18 protein-coding genes and 1 tRNA gene are annotated in these 20,730 nt (G+C 48.9%); 8 read left to right on the forward strand and 11 right to left on the reverse strand.

The window, feature by feature from the left end:
- The first annotated feature begins 46 nt into the window (after positions 1–46).
- A complete protein-coding gene (miaE, locus tag IC617_RS12705; protein WP_224745981.1) occupies positions 47–823 on the forward strand; it encodes a tRNA isopentenyl-2-thiomethyl-A-37 hydroxylase MiaE in 777 nt (258 codons plus the stop codon).
- Between the two features lie 59 nt (positions 824–882).
- On the opposite strand, the gene IC617_RS12710 is transcribed toward miaE, so the two are convergent.
- The 10 genes from IC617_RS12710 to IC617_RS12755 all read right to left on the reverse strand — a co-directional run bounded on the left by IC617_RS12710 (position 883) and on the right by IC617_RS12755 (position 12,021).
- Positions 883–2,076, reverse strand: coding sequence for an alginate export family protein (locus IC617_RS12710; protein WP_191145366.1), 1,194 nt, complete (start codon positions 2,074–2,076; stop codon positions 883–885).
- A 39-nt stretch (positions 2,077–2,115) separates the two neighbouring features.
- A complete protein-coding gene (locus tag IC617_RS12715; protein ID WP_191145367.1) occupies positions 2,116–2,961 on the reverse strand; it encodes an ABC transporter ATP-binding protein in 846 nt (281 codons plus the stop codon).
- A gap of 25 nt (positions 2,962–2,986) precedes the next feature.
- Positions 2,987–3,952 (reverse strand): ABC transporter permease, encoded by a 966-nt coding sequence (locus tag IC617_RS12720; protein ID WP_224745982.1) that lies wholly within the window; start codon positions 3,950–3,952, stop codon positions 2,987–2,989.
- A 112-nt stretch (positions 3,953–4,064) separates the two neighbouring features.
- A complete protein-coding gene (locus tag IC617_RS12725; RefSeq protein ID WP_224745991.1) occupies positions 4,065–5,399 on the reverse strand; it encodes a CmpA/NrtA family ABC transporter substrate-binding protein in 1,335 nt (444 codons plus the stop codon).
- 546 nt (positions 5,400–5,945) lie between these two features.
- Positions 5,946–7,694, reverse strand: coding sequence for a sugar phosphorylase (locus IC617_RS12730; RefSeq protein ID WP_191145370.1), 1,749 nt, complete (start codon positions 7,692–7,694; stop codon positions 5,946–5,948).
- 9 nt (positions 7,695–7,703) lie between these two features.
- Positions 7,704–8,927, reverse strand: a complete 1,224-nt coding sequence (locus IC617_RS12735) for a glycosyltransferase family protein (RefSeq protein ID WP_191145371.1) — start codon at positions 8,925–8,927, stop codon at positions 7,704–7,706.
- 1 nt (position 8,928) lies between these two features.
- Positions 8,929–9,777, reverse strand: coding sequence for an HAD-IIB family hydrolase (locus tag IC617_RS12740; protein ID WP_191145372.1), 849 nt, complete (start codon positions 9,775–9,777; stop codon positions 8,929–8,931).
- Entirely contained in the window at positions 9,774–10,688 is a 915-nt protein-coding gene (locus IC617_RS12745) for a kinase (RefSeq protein ID WP_191145373.1), read from the reverse strand. The genes IC617_RS12740 and IC617_RS12745 overlap by 4 nt, the downstream gene beginning before the upstream one ends.
- 92 nt (positions 10,689–10,780) lie before the next feature.
- Positions 10,781–11,521 (reverse strand): UDP-2,3-diacylglucosamine diphosphatase, encoded by a 741-nt coding sequence (lpxH, locus tag IC617_RS12750; protein ID WP_191145374.1) that lies wholly within the window; start codon positions 11,519–11,521, stop codon positions 10,781–10,783.
- A 5-nt stretch (positions 11,522–11,526) separates the two neighbouring features.
- A complete protein-coding gene (locus IC617_RS12755) occupies positions 11,527–12,021 on the reverse strand; it encodes a peptidylprolyl isomerase (RefSeq protein ID WP_191145375.1) in 495 nt (164 codons plus the stop codon).
- Between the two features lie 168 nt (positions 12,022–12,189).
- Here IC617_RS12755 and cysS point away from each other — a divergent pair, with 168 nt between their 5' ends.
- From cysS to IC617_RS12780, 5 genes are all read left to right on the forward strand, one after another.
- Positions 12,190–13,569 carry a cysteine--tRNA ligase gene (gene cysS, locus IC617_RS12760; protein ID WP_191145376.1) on the forward strand — a complete coding sequence of 460 codons (1,380 nt, stop codon included), beginning with the start codon at positions 12,190–12,192 and terminating at the stop codon, positions 13,567–13,569.
- Between the two features lie 219 nt (positions 13,570–13,788).
- Positions 13,789–15,441: a tetrathionate reductase family octaheme c-type cytochrome gene (locus tag IC617_RS12765; RefSeq protein ID WP_191145377.1), complete on the forward strand. Its 1,653-nt coding sequence runs from the start codon at positions 13,789–13,791 to the stop codon at positions 15,439–15,441.
- 4 nt (positions 15,442–15,445) lie between these two features.
- Entirely contained in the window at positions 15,446–16,045 is a 600-nt protein-coding gene (locus IC617_RS12770; RefSeq protein WP_191145378.1) for a cytochrome b/b6 domain-containing protein, read from the forward strand.
- Between the two features lie 15 nt (positions 16,046–16,060).
- Complete coding sequence (locus tag IC617_RS12775; protein WP_224745983.1) at positions 16,061–16,393, forward strand: hypothetical protein; 333 nt, start codon at positions 16,061–16,063, stop codon at positions 16,391–16,393.
- A 61-nt stretch (positions 16,394–16,454) separates the two neighbouring features.
- Positions 16,455–17,894, forward strand: a complete 1,440-nt coding sequence (locus IC617_RS12780) for a DUF3373 family protein (protein ID WP_191145379.1) — start codon at positions 16,455–16,457, stop codon at positions 17,892–17,894.
- Between the two features lie 69 nt (positions 17,895–17,963).
- Here IC617_RS12780 and folD read toward each other — a convergent pair whose 3' ends face one another.
- Entirely contained in the window at positions 17,964–18,818 is an 855-nt protein-coding gene (folD, locus tag IC617_RS12785) for a bifunctional methylenetetrahydrofolate dehydrogenase/methenyltetrahydrofolate cyclohydrolase FolD (RefSeq protein WP_191145380.1), read from the reverse strand.
- A gap of 221 nt (positions 18,819–19,039) precedes the next feature.
- Here folD and IC617_RS12790 point away from each other — a divergent pair.
- A tRNA-Arg gene (locus IC617_RS12790) sits at positions 19,040–19,116 on the forward strand.
- Positions 19,117–19,328: 212 nt separating this feature from the next.
- Entirely contained in the window at positions 19,329–20,633 is a 1,305-nt protein-coding gene (gene tig / locus IC617_RS12795) for a trigger factor (RefSeq protein ID WP_191145381.1), read from the forward strand.
- Positions 20,634–20,730: the final 97 nt, after the last annotated feature.

The raw sequence follows: 20,730 nt of genomic DNA on the forward strand, positions 1-20,730 counted from the left end.
TTATAATCGCCTCCCCATGTTTGACTGCGTTACTCCGGAACAGGCAATGACCATCAGCAATTATCAATCTCTACTCGAGCCGATTAACGGCTTTTTGCAATGTTCAACGCCAGATGCGTGGATTGCTCAAGCGAAACGTCCAGAAAACCTCAATATCATTTTGATTGATCACATGATTTGTGAGTTGAAAGCGGCTCAAAGCGCAATGTTTTTGATTCGCAAATATGCGGTCGATAAAGCCAGTGGCGATGCGTTGCTCGCGTGGTTAAAACCGTTTGAAGATTACGCCTATCGTCAGGAAGGCGATTGGCGCACGTTGGTCGAGCAAAACAAACTCAGTAAGTCGATGTTGCCGAAATCGGGCACACCTTATGGCCAGGATCTGATTGATAAAATGGTACTGCTGATCAAAGAAGAGCTACATCATTATTATCAGGTGCTGGAAATCATGGATGAATACGGCATTGCTTATGAAAATATCAGCTCTAGCCGTTACGCCAAGGGGCTGCTTACTCATGTCACCAACCATGAGCCCTACACCCTGATTGATAAATTAATATGCGGCGCATATATCGAAGCTCGATCGTGCGAGCGCTTTGCCAAGCTTGCGCCACATGTTGATAAAAGGCTAAGTGATTTCTATATCTCACTGTTGCGCTCTGAGGCGCGTCACTATCAGGATTATCTGACGTTGGCTGAGCAGATTGCAGGCCAGGATATTAGTCCGCGGGTGCAGCAGTTTGGTGAGATAGAAGCACAATTGATTTCGTCAGAAGATAGCGACTTTAAGTTTCACAGTGGCGTGCCTGTGACCAACGAATAAAGGGAGCCGTAGCTCCCTTTGATGGTATTGATTGGTGATACAGAAATTAAATCAATTGCTTAGAATTTAGCGCTAGTCCAAATCCACAGCTTGTCGGTATCAACTTTGTAGTCGTCAGCCGAGTAAGCGGCGAATTTGATGCCGCTAGAGAATACCTTGTTCCACTTGTAAGCGTAGAGCAAGTCAAGTTCTGAACCTAAATCATCCAGTGCGTCAGAAGATTCGTCGGCGCTGAAGTCGTGATAAGCAACGACCCACTTACCGCCAAACAGCTTACCTGTTGCAGAAACATAGATGTCTTCGACACCTTCGTTTGGCGTGCTGAGGAACTGGTCAGCCCAACCTTGGAATTTGTGCAAGGTTGCCAACGGCGTTTGGAAGCCTTTCATGCCATCATCTGAGCCCAGTACTTCGTAACCCAGTTTGAACGTAATACCGTTAAAGACAACGCCACCTTCAACCAAGTAGTAGTCAGTATCGAAGTCAGCGCCGGCAGCATTTTCATAGTTTTGCTTGGCAAATTCAGCCGCGTACAAGAGCTTTACTGAGTCTAACTGCTGTGCACCTTTGAAGCTGATACCGTAAGTATCGTATTGGTTTTCGCTGTCGTTATCTTCTTCCAGCAAGTAACCGTAACCGGTCACGGTACCGATCGATGTTTTGTAAGAAGCATTGAACAGGTGGTCTTTAGAATTGATGTCGCGCTCTTCAGCGAAGATACGGTTACGCTGATCGATGTAGGCATACTTCAGTGCCAAATCTTTCATCGGCGTGTAGTCGAAGCTCAACGCATCAAAGGTTTGACGATCTTGACGCCAGCCAACGTGACCAACAAAACGCTGACCATCCCAAGCAATGACCTGACGACCTAACTTGGCGCTGAATTTGTCACTGCCATAGGCAACAAAACCTTGGTCTAGCTCAGTGGTTTCTGGGTCGGCAATAACCGAGTACTCTGGCTTACCGTTCAAACCGGCGGCGTTGTAGTCTTCAACACCTGCAACTACCCGCACATCTTCCATACCAATGGTGGCAGAGAAGCCTTTGAAGGCGCCAGTGGAGTAGGTCAGACGAGTACGAAGTGTCAGCGCGTCTGCATCTTTTTTGTCTGAGTCATCCGATACGTTTTCATAGCGCAAGTTCATATCGGTTGACACTTTGCCGGCACTTAAAGCACTGGTGAAGTCGTCGGCTAACGCAGGTTGAGCAGCTGCAGCAAGTGCTAGTGATACCGAAAGTGCAATTTTGTTCATCTGATAGTTCCTTTTAGAATTTATCGTTGCAAATTGTTGTTACGCCACTTCTGTGGTCTTTTTAGTGGATTCTTTGGTGCTTTTAGTTGCCGAAATTGGCTCTACTTTGCGTTGCTTCTCGTAGAGGAACTTCAGAACTTCTGAGCGGAGGTGATTGTATTCAGGGTCTTCAGCCAGCGCTAAGCGTTCACGCGGGCGTTCCAGGTTAATATCGAGAATTTCACCAATGGTTGCCGCAGGGCCGTTGGTCATCATGACAATACGATCAGATAGCAGAACGGCTTCATCGACATCATGGGTGATCATGATGACGGTGTTGTTAAGCTCGGCTTGAATTTCCATCAATGAATCTTGCATGTGAGCGCGGGTCAGCGCATCGAGGGCGCCAAACGGTTCGTCCATCAGCAGAACTTCGGGCTGCATGGCCAGCGCACGGGCAATACCAACACGCTGCTTCATACCACCGGAGATTTCATCCGGACGCTTGTTCATGGCGTGGTCCATGTGAACCAGCTTGAGGTTGTGTTCAACCCAATCTTTGATTTCTGCTTTTGACTTGCTGCGACCAAACACTTGTTTTACCGCTAGTTCGACGTTCTGATAAGCCGTTAACCAAGGCAGCAAGGAGTGGTTCTGGAAAACTACGGCGCGCTCTGGGCCGGGTTCAGAGACTTCGCGGCCGTTGAGAATGACGCCGCCTTTGCTGGCTTGGTACAAACCAGCAACAACGTTCAATACTGTTGATTTACCGCAGCCAGAGTGACCAATCAGCGAGACGAATTCGCCTTTAGAGATTTGCAGGTCAACTTCTTTCAGTGCGGTGAATGGGCCCTTTGGAGTCGGGAACACCATGTCGATTTTACTGATATCTAAAATAACACTCATGATTTTATCCTCTTAATCCAAAGCCTTAATGGGCGCCTGCTTTATCCCAAGACACCACGCGTTGCACTTGCAGCATGACGCGGTCGAGCAAGAAACCGATGAAACCAATGACAATCACTGCAGTCATGATGCGAGATAGGGAATCAGAGCTACCGTTTTGGAATTCATCCCAAACGAACTTACCTAAACCAGGGTTTTGAGCCAGCATTTCGGCGGCAATCAATACCATCCAGGCAACACCCAGCGACAAGCGCATACCGGTGAAAATGGCTGGAATGGAGGCAGGTAACACAATTTTTTGAACATGTTTGAGCGCGGGTAAGCGCAACACGCGGCTGACGTTCACTAAGTCTTTATCGATAGAAGCAACACCGACTGAGGTGTTAATCACCATCGGCCACAGGCAACACAGAGTGACGGTGATCATGGAGTTGAGGAATGACTTAGGAACCACTGGATCTGGGCTAACATACAGGGCACTAACAACCATAGTGACAAGTGGTAGCCATGCTAGCGGTGATACCGGTTTGAATAACTGGACAATTGGGTTGACCGCAATGTTCAGTTTTTTGTTCAGACCAATGGCAATGCCCAGTGGAATGGCAACCGCAGCGGCCAGAATGAAGCCTGACATGACGGTAATCAAGCTGGTGACAATTTGGTCGAAGAAGGTCTCTTTACCCGTGTATTTACGGATCTTCGGTTCATAGGTTGGATCTTTGGCAATGCGAGCGGCATTGCGCTTTTCCTGACGCTCATAGAATGCCGCAGCTTTCTCGCGCTCAGCAACATGTTCGTCATATAGGGCAACCGCTTGGGTTGCGACTTGAGATGGGCCTGGGAACTTACCTAATGAAGTATCAATGCGATCGGCTGCCATTGACCAAATCAGCAAGAACATTGCGATTCCGACAAGGGGCAGGGCAATCAAATTGGTAGCTTGTTGCAAAATGGACTTAAATTGAGGGTTGTTCAATTGAAGTGCATTCATTTTCGCTACCTTAGTCGTTGTAGTTGTCATATCTATAACCTCTAACACCTGGAATGTTGCGCCCGGTTTGCTTGGGAGAAAAGCTCTCCGGGCGCGTGGTCATGATTGGTGTTTAAATTTTGTCGCCAGATTTCAAACCAATTTTGAAGCTATCGATGTAGGCGTTTGGCTTGGTACCGTCGTAGGTAACGCCATCAATAAACTCTTTTTGGGCAGGCTTGAAGCCAGTTTCCGTAGCGAAATCAGGGAAGTCTTTGGCATCAACGATTTTCTCTTTGATGAGTGACTTCGCTGCTGCTGCATAGATGTCAGCACGGTACACTTTCTTCGCCATATCGAAGTACCAATCGTCAGACTTGTCTTCTGAGATTTGACCCCAGCGACGCATTTGCGTCAGATACCAGATGGCATCTGAGTAGTACGGGTAGGTCGCGTTGTAGCGGAAGAACACGTTGAAGTCAGGAACATCACGCTTGTCGCCTTTTTCGTATTCGAAAGTGCCAGTCATTGAGTTGGCGATTACGTCGTAGTCAGCACCAACATAGTTAGATTGTGACAAGATCTTGACCGCTTCTGGACGGTTGGCGTTGTTGTTTTCATCCAACCAAATAGCTGCGCGGATCAGGGCTCGAGTCAGACGAATAGTGGTGTTTGGATACTTTTCGGCGAACTCTGCAGTGATACCAAATACTTTCTCTGGGTTGTTTTTCCAGATTTCGTAGTCGGTGATAACCGGTACACCAATGCCTTTGAATACCGCTTGCTGGTTCCAAGGTTCACCCACGCAATAACCGTAGATGGTGCCTGCTTCCAGAGTGGCTGGCATTTGTGGTGGCGGAGTTACCGACAGCAATGCTTCGGCATCGATTTGACCTGATACATCGCCCTTGTGCGGGGCATAGTAACCAGGGTGAATGCCGCCAGCGGCTAACCAGTAGCGCAATTCATAGTTGTGGGTCGATACGGGGAATACCATACCCATGTTAAATGGCTTACCTTCAGCGGTGTATTTGTCAACAACAGGCTTGAGGTAGTCGGCTTTGATTGGGTGCACCGGGCGACCATCTGCCATTTTCGGAATATTTGGCTTCATCTGTTTCCAAATTTCGTTAGAAACCGTGATGCCGTTACCATTCAAATCCATTGAGAATGGCGTGATGATGTGTGCTTTCGTACCAAAGCCCATGGTTGCAGCCAGTGGCTGACCCGCGAGCATGTGAGCACCATCGAGGCTGCCGTCGATGACGCCGTTAAGCAATACTTTCCAGTTTGCTTGCGCCTCAATGGTGACGTAAAGGCCTTCTTCTTCGAAGTAACCTTTTTCATAAGCAATGGCAATTGGTGCCATGTCGGTCAGTTTAATAAAGCCAAATTTCAGCTCTTCTTTTTCTGGCCAGCCCAGCTCTTCAGCGGTTGCTTGAGGTACAAACATGGTTGCGATCGTCAGCGTGGCAACCGAAGCGATTGCTGCGCGTTTTTTAAGTGCCTCTTTTTTTAGTTGCGTGAGGCTAGTCCACGTACGTTTGATTAATGACACCTGCATTCTCCATCCGTTTATTATGTTGTTCTGAAAACTAAAAAAGGCGCTCTCACAGCACTGATAACATTCAGTGAGCGAGAGCGCCTTTGCTCTAATCCAGTTTGTCTAGCAGCAAAGGATCCATCGATAAATCATTGCTGCTGTTGTTATATAGGTATTAGCGAAGCTTGTGCCAGAACTTAATTTTAACTGAAAAATAATTTTTAAATAAAATAAAAACAATAGGTTATGTTTATTTTTGTTGTTCTCGTTGCTGCCGCGTTTCTATTGTTGTATTCGATTTGCACTAAAATGAGTGCTCTGCTTTGGGGGCGTTTTTGGGCGAATGCACATATTTGGTGAGTTTTGTCACATTTCTCAATCTGCCTTTTCGACTCAAAATGGAGCAAATCGCCGCTGGTATGATAAAAAGCCCGGCACAGGGCCGGGCTCACATCGAACTAAATCATTCGGTTAGAAAATGTTGGTGATCCAAACTGTTTGGTATGGTGCCAACTCCATTTCCATGCCGGATAGGTCAATTTGCTCCTGCGCGACCAAATCAAACCAGTCAATATTATCAATCAGGTTAATGTCACCGAGATTGAGCATTTGCGGCTCATCGGAAACATTGCTGACCGAAAAGATACTTTGCTTGCGATCCAGACTCTGACGCCAAATGCCAAATAACTGGCCGCCGAGCTGCAAGGTAAATTGCGTGGCATTGGGATGAAACGCCGGTTGTTTGGTGCGAATGCTAATGAGCTGACGCATTTTCGCCAGCACCTTGCTGTGTTGGGTACGGTCATCGGCGAGCGCTTCGGCCAGTGCCTGATCGTCCCAGCGGTGGCGGTTGATCGACCGGTTATGCTGGGTGTGCTTGAGTTTTTCATAGTCATTGCCGGTGGCCAGCAGGCTATGAATATAAATTCCCGGTACCCCCTCTAGTGCGAACATAATCGTGTGGGCGCACAAGAAGCGCTGCTCGCCCCATCGATCCGGACCGTTGATGGTGCCTTGCAGGGCATCATAAAGCGCAATGTTGATCTCATAGGGCTTGCGCTGGCCTTGCTCTGCTGAACGCCAGCTAACGCAGCCACCGAATGCCGCCATGGTGTTGACCAGCTGATTGATTTCTTCTTCATTGAGCAGCCCTTCGGCGGGGCGCAGGCCAATGCCGTCATGAGAAGCAATAAAGTTAAAGTAGGCGGTACCGTTTTGCGCCGGTGGCATACTCATCAGCCATTGCTTTAGATAACGGCAGTTGCCGGTGACTAGGGTGTTGACCAATAGCGGCGGCAGCGAGAAATTGTAAATCCAATGGGCTTCGTTGGCGTTACCGAAGTAGCTGAGATTTTGCTGATTGGGAATATTGGTCTCTGTGATCACTACTGCATCTTCCACCGCATGCTCAATCAAGCAGCGCAGTAAGCGAATACATTCGTGAGTTTGCGGTAGGTTGATACTGCTACTGCCAACAATTTTCCATAAAAATGCTACCGCATCGAGCCGGAATAATTTCACGCCACTATCGAGGTATTGACGAATAATCGAGATAAAGGCGATTAATACCTCGGGATTGCGGAAATCCAAATCAACCTGATCATGGCTAAAGGTACACCAAACGTGCTTGATACCGTTGCCGGTTTCGGTTTCACGGAGCAATGGTGAGGTGCGAGGACGAACCACTTGCGACAAGTCATCATCAGGCTCGGCAGTCATAAAGTAATCGCTGCCGACACCTTCACCACGAATGAAGTTTTGAAACCAAGGGCTGCGGCTGGAGCAGTGATTAATCACCAAATCAGCCATCAATCGATAATCCCCAGCAATGGCTTCAATATCTTGCCAGTCACCCAACGCATCATTCACGCTGGAATAGTCGATGACGGCAAAGCCATCGTCTGAGCTGTATGGAAAAAACGGCAAGATGTGAACCGAGTTAATGACGCCTTTACAATGCTGATCAAGGAATTGATGGAGGTATTTCAGTGGCTGTTGTTGCTCGCCACAGATACTGTCGCCGTAGGTGATCAGCACGACATCTTGCTGGTCCCAATGATTGACGAATGGCGCCGGTGTGGCGTCAACTTCATCGAGCCTCATTGTTGCTAACACGCGGCCCATAATAATTTCGAGATCTTCCGCCAACTCAATATCTTGATAGATGGTGGTGAGATGGTGCAGCACTCGTTGTTGCAGGTACTCGGTTGCGTCGGTCATTGGCGCTCCTTAACGCATGAATTCATTGCGATCTTCTTCCACCGCGGTGTACAGGCGCTCGAGTACATCAGGCATGGCACTGACGACGCGGTTCCAGCTCGGAATAAATGGTGTATCCATTGGATACTCGAGGAATTGCTGGCCGGCAGTCATGATGTTTTGGGCAAACATTTCAACCGCCTTTTCTTCATTGTGAATATCAAGGGTCAAGCCATTAATGATGGCATCGTTGCGATAGGCTTCAATAAAATCTAGCGCAATACGGTAATAGGTGGCTTTGAGCGAGCGGAACACTTCGGTGCTAAAGGTCTCACCTTGGGTTGCCAGTTTGCGGAATAGCGCTTTGGTAATGTCGATGGACATCTTGCTTAAACCGGCATTCTTGTTTTCTAGTGACAGATCTTGGTGTTTGTGATCGTACACCCGCGCAATGTCAACCTGACACAAGCGGTTATTGGAATAGTTGCGGTGCATTTCAGAGAGCACACCAATTTCTAAGCCCCAATCACTTGGGATGCGGATGTCATTTAATACATCGCGGCGGAACGAGAACTCACCGGCGAGCGGGTAGCGGAAGCTGTCCATGTACTCGAGGTACTCACTGTGGCCACAGATGCGTTTTAGTGCCAGTAATAGCGGCGTAACCAGCAAGCGCGAGACTCGGCCATTGATTTTGCCATCGGCGACTCGAGCGTAGAAACCTTTACAAAACTCATAGTTGAATTGGGGATTGGCCACTGGGTAAATCAGGCGTGCTAGCAAATCGCGTTCGTAGGTCAGAATATCGCAATCGTGCAGGGCGACCGATTCTGATTTATTCGAAGCCAGAATGTAGCCCATGCAATACCAAACGTTGCGGCCTTTTCCTAGCTCTTTGGGTGCCAAGCCAAGCTCGGCTAATTCTTTATCCAGCGCTTGTAATCGCGGGCCTTCATTCCACAGCACGCGGTGATGTTGCGGTAGTTCGCCGAAGAATTTCAGAGCGTGTTGATATTGCGCTTGATCGGCGCGATCAAGGCCAATGACGATCTCAGTGAGGTAATTGACGCCCTTGAGTTTATCGATGATGTTTTTCAGTGCGGGCCCTTCAAGCTCGGAGTAGAGCGACGGCAAAATAAGCGCCATCGGGCGGGTTTTATTAAATTCGTACAGCTCCGCTTCAATTTCATCAAGTGGGCGTTCGGCAATGTTATGCAGTGTGGTGATCACACCATTTTGGTAAAAGTCTGCCATATTATTTCTCTCGTTCTAAAAGGGCCTGTGCTGGAATGTCCAGCAATTGAATAAGGGTCTCGCGCCAGCCTTCGGGGCCATAGGCTTTGGAATAATTAAGGTTGTGCTGGCGTTGTAGGCTAGGAGCCGAATGGGTCGGAGAGGCGATCACTACGGCGTGATCGGCAAGCTCCAACATGTCGACGTCGTTTTGGCTGTCGCCTAACGCGATCGATTGAAAATCTTTATCTGGATGTTGGTTGCTATAGAGTTGTTTGAGCCACTGCATGGCCGAGCCCTTGTTGACCGCATCGCCAACATGCAGGAACCGCCCGCCTTGCAACACATTGCCACCGAGCTCGTTGATGGCTTCAATAAACAATAACTTGTCTTCACGGTTTCCGTGCCAGAGCACGGGTTCACCGAATTGCCGTTGTGCGGCCCGCTCCGCTTGCTCGGTGGTTAAGCCGGTTAACTGCACTAACTGTTCAATCGAAAGATTAGAAAAGCTGGTATAGAGAGACTGAAAACTGGGCTTCAAACTGTGCAGCAAATCTAACCAATGGGCTCGTGGCCGGCTCATTTGATAGCGCCATAAAGCACCATCATCATGGCAATCGGGCGGACAATCCGGAAACAGTTTTTTCGGTAGGTATACGGCGGCACCATTTTCAACAATAAACGGTGCCGAGTTATTGATTTCCTTGCGAATGTGGATCAGCTCCGCGCAAGTTTTGCTGGTGTTTGCAATCACAGGGATCTGCTGCTCGTCAAAGTAGCTCAGTAGTGCTTGGGCCGGTTCAAACGAGTAGCTAAAGTGGTCCAACAGGGTGCCATCTAAGTCGGTGAAAATTAGCGGCTGACCAATCATAAAAATAATTCCTTGTTGCGGCTGACTTGGGATATTGAACGGTCGGCCTGAAGCTGCCAAACCACATGGCTATGGGCTGGCAAGGTGGCTAATCCGTGTTCTGTCAGACGTTGAAAATAGCTGATAAACGTTTCGATTTGTTGTTCGCTCATCAGTCCGGAACGATCATCATCCGCTGATAATCGGGCGGCTAGTTTTTGTTCTTGCTGGTGACGCCATTGCTTGACGCAGGCGAACGATGGTGCTTTTAGCATCAACATGACATCAGTCAGTTGATACAAAGGTTGATAGTTGGCAATGATTTGTTCGTTGACATAAGTGCGCCACACGGCTTGCTTATCTTGCTCAGCCTCCAGTGGGTTCAACGGGTCTATGAGTGAATCGGCAGGCTGAGGGCCAATACCCCAACACCAACCTTCGACAATAATAACGTCCACTGCAGATGACACCTTAGTCCATTGGCTGGCTTCAAATCGATCATCAACGGCTTTGTTGAAACGTGGCACTGCGGTTGTCTCGTTGCGTTGTAATGCGCCAATCACGTCCATCATCAAATGGCAATCGTGCGTTCCTGGGACGCCGCGAGTCGCCAGCAGAGGATGCACTGATTTGGCTAGTTGCTGGCGTTCTGTTTTGGTGAGATAGAAATCATCCATCGACATGGCGACGACAGACAGGCCAAAAGTTTCGTTAAGGGTGAGTTCGAGATAGGCCGCCAATGTCGACTTTCCGGAGCCTTGGCAACCATTAATCGCAACGATTAGTGGCCTTTTTGCACCATTTTGGTGCTCGTTGATTTCAGCTGAAATTGGCATGAACCATTTTTGCGCATGCTGGAGATAACTGATATCTAGGCCGTTTTCATCAAGGAAACACTGTTGTTGCGGTGTGGGTTTGATAACTGCCTCCATTGGCCAAAGTGTTATGGAGGAATCAATTCAACATGTATGCCACATCCTCACAATGACTGTGGATGTTCTGATTGGTTGGCTAAATTTGTCGTTTAAGCACTACGGAGGGGGAGTTCAATAAAGCGGATTTCACCGTCGTCGGTGCAAGCTAGCACGTTACCTTGCTTGAACCAATCGCCCAGTACAATGCGTCGGCCTTGCTTGCCGTCAATATCAAGCGAGTGAATGGCTTGGCGGTGAGTGTGGCCGTGAATTAACAAGCGGCTCTGGTGAAGGGTCATCTGCCGCTCCACCTCGGTTTGAGTCACATCCATAATGGTCATGGATTTCTCAGATTTTGCCGACTTGCTTTGCTTCTTCATGTTTTCAGCAATACGGGTGCGAACTTTTAACGGCAGTCGCAGCATCAGCAATGGCCACCACCAGCTGCGGCTTTTGCGGCGAAATTTCTGGTAATCAACATCGAGCGTGCACAGGGTATCGCCATGCATCAACAGCGCCGATTGGCCGTAAAGGTCCACCACGCTGTGTTCGGGCAGAATGGTGACGCCGGTTTCTTTGCTAAAGCGACGACCAATCAGAAAGTCGCGATTGCCAGCAATAAAATACAGTGCCACTCCGGCAGCAGAAAGGGCAGCTAGCGCTGCTTTGACTTGATCAATGGTATCGGTGCGATAGTCATCGCCAACCCAGTAATCGAACACATCGCCAAGCAGATAAACGGCGTCGGCTTGTTTCGCTGGGCCAGCGAGAAAATCGAGCAAGGTCTGGGTAATATCAGGCCGTTGCTCGGTGACATGCATGTCCGACAAGAGGTAGGTGATGCCGGACATGATGATTAGTCCTCGATAGTCGCACTAGTGATCAGCACTTCTTCGTTTGGCACATCCTGATGGAAACCAAAGCTGCCGGTTTTCACCGCTTTGATTTTGTTCACGACATCCATTCCTTCGACGACTTCGCCGAATACGCAGTAGCCCCAACCTTGCACTGATTCGTTTTTGAAATCCAAAAAGCCGTTGTCAGCAACGTTGATGAAGAACTGGGCAGAGGCGGAGTGAGGCTCCATGGTACGAGCCATCGCAATGGTGCCTACTTTGTTGCTGACGCCATTGTTGGCTTCATTCTGAATCGGCTCGTTGCTGTCCTTTTCTTCCATGCCTGGGGCAAAGCCACCACCTTGAATCATGAAGTTATCAATGACGCGGTGGAAAATAGTGTTGTCGTAAAATCCATCTTTTACGTACGACAGAAAATTGGCTACGGTCTTTGGTGCTTTGTCTTCAAACAAGTTGAGTTTGATGTCACCAAAGGTGGTGTGAAGAACAACCATGAAACATACTCTCGTCAAAATCAGGGAGCCGAATAGTAACTAAATGCGGGCCATTGGAAAAGTAATTCCTAAACCCGTAATTTGTCCGTGGATTAAGGCAGGGCGCTTGTTTGGTGCTTGAGCAGTGATACAATGCCGCCTCTTTTTACAGATTAATAAGGAATCCAAGTGCTTCAACTTCACAATACGCTGACGCGCAAAAAATCGGTATTTGAGCCAATTGAGCCGAACAAGGTTGGCTTGTACGTCTGTGGAGTCACCACTTACGATTTCTGTCACATTGGTCATGGCCGCACTTATGTGGTGTTCGACATTCTCAATCGCTATCTCAAGTTTTCCGGCTATGAGGTCAACTATGTTCGCAACATCACGGATGTCGATGACAAGATTATCCGCCGCGCCAATGAAAATGGTGAGAGCTTCGAGCAAGTCACCGAGCGCTTTATTGCCGCCATGCATGAAGATTTTGATGCCCTTGGCATTGGCCGACCAGATGTTGAGCCACGAGTCAGCACATCAATGGTTGAAATCATCGCCTTGATTGAACGTTTGGTGGAACGTGGCCATGCCTATGCGGTTGCCAATGGCGATGTGCTGTTTGATGTCTCGACCTTTGATAAATATGGCGCGTTGAGCCAACAAGATTTAGACATGCTCAAAGCCGGCGCACGCGTTGATATCGATGAGCACAAAGACGACCCGTTAGATTTTGTCTTGTGGAAATCGGCCAAGCCCGGCGAGCCAAGTTGGGATTCGCCTTGGGGTAAAGGCCGCCCTGGCTGGCATATTGAGTGCTCGGCCATGACCATGGCTCACTTGGGTGAAGAGTTTGATATTCACGGTGGCGGCTCAGATTTGACCTTCCCTCACCACGAAAATGAAATTGCCCAATCCTGCTGCGCCACTGGTAAAAACTATGCCAACACTTGGATGCATGGCGGTATGGTGCAGATTAACTCTGAGAAGATGTCGAAGTCGCTGAATAACTTCTTTACCATTCGCGATGTGCTCAAAGAATACCCTGGTGAGGTGATCCGCTTTTTCTTGATTGGTTCGCAATATCGCACCCAGTTGAACTACAGCGAAGATAACCTCAATCAAGCTCGCCAATCACTGGAGCGCATGTACACCGCATTGCGTGGTGTTGAAGTCGCTGATGTGTCACTGCAAGGAAACGACTACAAAGCACGTTTCTGTCAGGCAATGGACGATGATTTAAATGTCCCCGAAGCGATGGCGGTGTTGTTTGATTTAGTCCGCGAGCTGAATCGCGCAAAAGAGCAAGCAAGTGATGATGTTGCCGTTTTGGCAGGCACTTTGAAACAGCTGGCTGCGGTGTTGGGCATTCTTCAACAACAGCCCGAGGCGTTTTTGCAGGGCGGCGGAGATGATGACGAAGTGGCGAAGATTGAGGCTCTAATTGAGCAGCGAGCCAATGCTCGTGCCAATAAAGATTGGGCGGCAGCCGATCAGGCACGTGATGCCCTCAATGCGCTCAACGTTGAGTTGGAGGATGGGCCGAACGGCACCACTTGGCGTCGCAAATAATCACCATTCACGTCAGCACATCAGAACAAACCGGAGCCTTGCTCCGGTTTTTTTGTGCGACATCGGTACCGATCAGAGTCAGCCAGAGAACCAGATCACACTGCAGGCGATCGTGAAATCATTCGAAAGAAAGATTGATCTAAATTAGCATTAAATAAATTAGTTAGATCTAAATTAGTTTCAGCTGAAAATTAATTGTTGCTGAAATGAGTTGTTCTGATGAAAATTTACTTTGCTGCTTTCGTATGTGCTGCGCTTGCTATAAGCCCAGTTGATGCAGTGACAAATACATCACAAGCCGAGCCAGCCCCAGTCATTTCCCCTCAAAACTCAACTGCCGACCATTCGAAGTTTGAGATCCTTGATGATGAATTTGATTTTGCGCCGGATGTGACCGAAGCCTGCCTTGAGTGCCATACCGAAGCTGCTCAACAAATCCATCAAACGCCACATTGGCGTTGGGCGGCCAAGGTTGACGGCAAAATGGTGGGCAAAAGTCAAAATGGCTATAACAATTATTGCGTTGCGGCGCGCGGGAATAGCTCATGTAGTCAATGTCATACCGGCTATGGTTGGCGTAATGATGATTTTGATTTAGAAGCAGAAGAAAACGTCGATTGCTTGGTTTGTCACGACACCACGGGCACCTATAAGAAATCGGCAAAAATGTCCGGCCACCCTTACTATGAAGATACTCAGGTCGGCGACCAACTCATTAAAGGCGTTGATTTACGTAAGGTCGCTCAAAGCGTAGGCCTGCCGAGCCGGCAAAACTGCCTAGCTTGCCATGCCAATGGCGGTGGTGGTAACGGCGTTAAACACGGCGATACCGACATGTCACTGGTCGATCCGGTGCATGAGTTGGACGTTCACATGAGCGCCGACAAGCTCAATTTCTCCTGCCAAACCTGCCATAGCACCAGCGGTCACCAGATCTCCGGTCGATACAACGGCAAAAAAGCGTTTCTTGATGATCAGCTCGACATGGGCCGCCATGAGCGACTCGGCAACAATGTGTCGTGCGAATCCTGTCATAGCAATCGGCCCCATGACGAGCGCCAGCTCGACAACCATACCAGTAAGGTTGCCTGCACCAGTTGCCATATTGGTGAAATGGCACGCGGACCTTACCCAACCAAGCTGAGCTGGGACTGGTCAACGGCTGGAGAACTCAAAGACGGTAAGCCGTTTTCTCAAGACATTGAAATTGACGGCGTGCATGTTCATCAATACATGAGCAAAAAAGGCACTTTCACATGGGGCCGCAATGTAGTGCCAGAGTACCGTTGGTACAAAGGCGAATTGCTCCAAAAAAGCCTTTCGGATGTGATCGACCCGAACCAAGCGCCAATTGATATTAACCCGCCAACCGGCGATTACGATGATCCAGACGCAAAGATCTGGCCCTTCAAAATTCATCGCGGCAAGCAGCCTTACGACACCGAAAACAACACCATGCTGCCAATCTACTTGGTTGGCAAAAAAGGCTCCGGTGCCTTATGGAGCGACTTCGACTGGGCCAAAGCGTTAGCCGCTGGCGCAGCGCTAAACGAGATGGAATTCAGTGGCCAGTTCGATTTTATCGAGAGCAATGGCTACTGGCCCATCAAGCACATGGTGGCGCCTGCCGAACAGGCCGTTGCGTGTGAGCAATGCCATGCTCGCGGCGGTCGCCTCGAGTCGCTTGACGGCTTTTATTTACTCGGGCGCGACGGCAGTACCTGGGTCGACCTGTTGGGCGCCGTGATGGTGTTCGGTGGCTTAGCGGGAGTCGGCGGCCATAGCGCCTATCGCTATGTCAGTTATCGCCGCCGCAACGCGAGCAACCGCAAGCAACATGACAATCAATATGACGACCAACAGCAGGATTAAGACCATGGCGACAACAATCACCATATTCAAACGATTTGAGCGCCTGTGGCATTGGTTGCAGGCACTACTGATATTGCTCTTATTAGCGACGGGCTTGGAGTTGCACGGTCTTTTTAGCCTGTTTGGCTTTAACACTGCGGTGCAATTGCATGACTGGGCAGGATTTATCTGGCTGGCGTTATTGGTGCTGGTATTCAGTTGGATCGCCACCACTGGTGAGTGGCGCCAGTACAAGCCTTCGTTCGATGGCGTACCCGCCACACTGAAGTATTACGCTTATGGCGTCTTCAAAGGCCAGCCTCACCCCCATCACATGACGGTGGCCAATAAATTTAACCCGCTGCAACGTTTGGGCTATATCGCCATTCTGTTTGTCATGCTGCCAGTGCAAATCTTCACTGGGCTGATGTTCTTTTTCTTCCCTGAATTGCGCGCTGCAGGTTGGCTTCAGCAGATCGACTGGATCGCCATTATCCACACCCTAAATGCCTATGCCTTGCTCAGCTTTCTCGTGATCCACCTGTACATGATCACCTTCGGCGCGACGCTCGGTGCCCATCTCAAAGCCATGGTTACCGGCAAAGAACAGATTGACTCCAAATAATCACTTGAGGAACACATGATGAAAAAAATCACGATTGCGGTTGCCGCTCTGATGCTGTCTTTCAATGCATTGGCAGATGCTGAAAAAGGCCAGAGTTATTACCTGAAATACATGAAGCCACTATTTGGCTATAACGGTGATGTGCTGGCCCAGCAACACCTCCAAGTGGAGTGGAAAAGCTACTTCCGCAAAGACGCCAAGAAATTCATTAAGAAATATTCACAAAAACACCCAGAAGCTGCTGAGTTTCTCAACAGTGAAACCTTCCAGAAAATTGCCCCGCATTTGCAAGATTTTGTCATGAAATATGCGGCGGACAGCGGTGAATTGCCGGATTGCAATTCCTAACCGCGCGGTTGTTGAAGGCTCAACCATCAATCAATACAACAAATAATAATTGGTGTTATTTATGAAAAAACTCACTCCCATTGCGGCAGCCTTGCTGCTGGCGTTACCTGCCTGCGCGTTGGCAACGGAAAATAATGATGAATTGGCCCGCCAAACAGAAGAGCTGGCGCAAAAAGTAGAGCAATTGCAGAAGCAGTTGCGCAAGCTACAAGCCAAATCCGGCGGCAATCATCTGCAATTTGGCGTTGATTATCGCGTCACTCACGACACGCTGGAATATGAACTGGCGGATGGCAGCAAGGTGAAAAACAATTCGCTGCTTGCTAACAGGCTGCATTTGAAGATGGGCTATCGCTATAACGATAACTTAGTGTTCAAAGGCGTCATTTCATACAACAAGGCGTTTGGTGATACAGCCAATCATGACCAGCGCAACGAGTCTGGTTTTGCTGATTTCGACTGGGTCATTAATGAAAACCTTTATGACAATGACTTGCGCGTCAAAGAGGCTTACTTCCTTTATATGGGTGATGCCTTGTTTGGTAATGAGCAGTTGCCATGGAGCGTCAGTGTTGGTCGTCGTCCGTCGACCACGGGCTTTCTGGCCAATCATCGAGAAGGGTTTGATAAAGCGAATTCGCCGCTGGCTCATTCCATCAACGTTGAATTTGATGGTGCCAGCTTCAATATGAAGCTGGATCAGCTCACTGATATGACCGGACATGCGCTGAAGTTTTGTGCTGGCCGAGGGCTGAGCAATGCCACTTCTCGCTTTGTGCCTGCGGGTACTGATTATGCCAAAGATGACAGTAAAACTGACGATATTGACATGATCGGGCTGATCTATACACCATACAATGATGGTCAATACGACATCAAAGCACAGCTCTACCATGCCACGAACCTGATTGGTTATGACATGGCCGATATCATGATGACCGGCGAGTATAACTTTAAAGATTTTGGCGATCTGAATAATGCCACTGTCTCTTTTGAGATGAACGGAGTCGGCGAGTTCATCAATGATTTTCTTGATGAAACGCGACTATTTGCCTCGGTGTCGATGTCTGAGACGGATCCGGCGTCGGGTATGGCCATGCTTGGCTCTACCAAAAAAGAGACCGGTTATTCTTATTGGCTCGGCGCGAACTTCCCAGGCTTCCTCTCTGATGACTCCTTCGGTATTGAATTCAATCACGGATCGAAATACTGGCGCTCATTCACCTATGGTGAAGACACCATGATCGGTTCAAAAATTGCGGCGCGTGGTGATGCTTTTGAAATGTATTACAACTTGCCGCTGATTGATGAAGCGCTGACTTTCCAGTTGCGCTTTACCTATATCGATTACGACTACACCGGTAGTAATGGGTTCTTTGGCAATGCTACTGGCACACCGATGAAAATTGCTGATGCATGGGCTATGGCTGAAATGATGGGAATGCCGCCACCAGTTGACAAAGCGCACGATCTGCGGGCAACCATTCGCTATAAATTTTAACGTTAACTATCACGGCCACAACAAAAAAGCCTCCGCATATGGCGGAGGCTTGCTACGACTCAATCGCAATTAATCGTGGTATTGCTCGGCTGCCAGCAGGGTATTCTCAATCAAGCTGGCAACGGTCATTGGACCGACGCCGCCAGGAACAGGCGTAATAAAGCCGGCTCTTTCCGCTGCTGCGGCATATTCGACATCACCAACCAACTTGCCATCTTCTAGTCGATTGATGCCCACATCAATCACAATAGCGCCCGGCTTGATCCAAGCTCCGGGAAGGAAATTTGGCTTACCCACGGCGACCACGACCAAATCGGCTTCACGAACGTGGGCTTCTAAGTCTTTAGTAAACCGGTGACAGCAGGTGGCAGTGCAGCCTGCTAGCAATAGCTCGAGCATCATTGGCCGGCCGACAATGTTTGATGCGCCCACGACCACGGCATTCAAACCGTGAGTTTTCACTCCGGTGGATTCAATCAGCGTCATGATGCCTTTGGGCGTACATGGGCGCAGTGCCGGAATACGTTGGGCTAAACGGCCAATGTTATACGGGTGGAAACCATCAACGTCTTTGTGCGGGTGAATGCGCTCTAAGATCAGCTCTGAATTGAGATGCTCCGGCAGTGGTAGCTGCACCAAAATGCCGTCGACTTCGCTGTCATTATTAAGCTCATCAATTAACGATAACAGTTCTGCTTCATCGGTGGTTGCTGGTAAATCATAGGAGCGGGAGATAAACCCAACTTGCTCGCATGAACGGCGCTTGTTGCCGACATAGACTTGCGAAGCAGGATCGGCGCCGACCAACACAACGGCCAGCCCAGGAATTCGTTTACCGGCTTCACGACGTGCGTTTACCGCTTCAGCAACTTGCTCTTTGAGTTGAGCAGCGACGGCTTTACCGTCGATGATTTGTGCAGTCATCTTGTTGTCTGTTTATTGATGTAGGGAAAAGAAGCGATATTGTCGCAGACTTTTAGGGAAAATTGGAAGCGTCAAGCGGTTGCAACCGGCGATTGATGGTTAATTAACCACAAAGCTTTGGTGATGCTCCGCACAATACCAAAAACCGTTTGACGCTGTTCGGCAGCATCGCTATTATCGCCGCCTGATCGGCAAGTGGACCAAGGTTTGCCGCAAGTCATGACCCCATAGCTCAGCTGGATAGAGCATCTGCCTTCTAAGCAGACGGTCGCAGGTTCGAATCCTGCTGGGGTCGCCATTATTTGCGATTCTCAGCGAGAAGCCAGAATTTCCGTGTTTCTGCTCTCGACTCCCCGATAACCCGCCGCTATAATGTCGCGTCAAAATTTTAACTGAGCACTAGCTATTACGTAAGTGTTCGCGCGTAAGCACGAATGAGAAGCCAAATCGCCATGGGGCAGGGCTCTCGCCATGGCTGCTATTGGCGGCTGAACGACTGAGGTAAATCCAATGCAAGTTTCTGTTGAGACGACTCAAGGTTTAGAGCGTTGTCTGACAATCACCGTACCTGCTGACAAAGTAGATTCTGCGGTTCAAGGCCAACTTCGCCGCATGGCGAGCGACAAGAAGCGTCGTGTTCCTGGCTTCCGCCCAGGTAAAGTGCCAGTAAGTGTAATTAACAAAATGTATGGCGCTAGCGTTCGTCAGGACGTGATCGGTGAAGTTGCTCAGCGCAGCTACGTTGAAGCCATCATTGCTGAGAAAATCAACCCAGCAGGCAGCCCGCGCTTGGAAGTGACCAAAGCGGAAGCTGGTGCCGACCTGGAATTCAAGGCTACGATTGAAGTTTACCCAGAGTTTGAAGTGTCTGGCGTTGACAAAGTAGAAGTTGAAAAGCCTGTTGTTGAAATCGCAGATGCTGATTTGGACGACATGATCGAAACATTGCGTAAGCAAAACGCCACTTGGGAAGTTGCAGAGCGTGCAGCTGCCGAAGGCGACAAAGTGAACATCGACTTCGTTGGCAAAATTGACGGTGAAGAGTTCGACGGCGGCAAATCAGAAGGCTTTGATCTGACCCTTGGTGGCGGTCAAATGATTCCTGGTTTCGAAGACGCAATTGTTGGTGCCGAAGCGGGCGCAGATGTTGTTGCTAACGTAACGTTCCCAGAAAACTACCACGCTGAAAACCTGAAAGGTAAAGAAGCTGAGTTCGCGATTAAAGTGAACAAAGTTGAAGCACAAGTGCTGCCAGAAGTGACCGAAGAGTTTGTTAAGAAATTCGGTGTTGAGTCTGGCGACATTGCAGAGCTGCGCGAAGAAGTGAAGAAAAACATGACTCGCGAACTTGAGCAAACGCTGAAGAATACTGTTAAGCAACAGGTTTTAGATGGTTTGGTTGAGCAAAACGACGTTGACGTTCCTCAGGCTCTGGTTGTTCAAGAAATTGATGCGCTGCGTCAACAAGCGCTGCAACGCTTTGGTGGTAACACCCAAAATGCGCCAGAGTTGCCTGCTGAATTGTTCGACGAACAAGCTCGCAAGCGCGTTAAAGTTGGTTTGGTATTGGGTGAGTTCATCAAGGCCAAAGAACTGAAAGTTGAAGACGAGCGCGTTGAAGCGCAAATCGCTTCAATGGCCTCTGCATATGAAGATGCAGACCAAGTGATTGCTTACTACAAGTCGAACGATGAGTTGATGGAGCAAATGCGCAATCTGGCTCTGGAAGACCAAGCAATTGACGCTTTGTTGGCAGAAGCCAAGGTCACCGAAGTTGAAAAATCTTTCAAAGACGTGATGCAACCTGCGCAGTAAGTTCAAGCAATAATTGACGAAACCGCAGGCCTGACGCCTATAATGGCTCGTGTGAAGATCACACGAGCCATTTTTTTAGGCTATTTATTTTCAAGAC

This window comes from Neiella litorisoli, from assembly GCF_014773395.1.
Taxonomy (GTDB): domain Bacteria; phylum Pseudomonadota; class Gammaproteobacteria; order Enterobacterales; family Neiellaceae; genus Neiella; species Neiella litorisoli.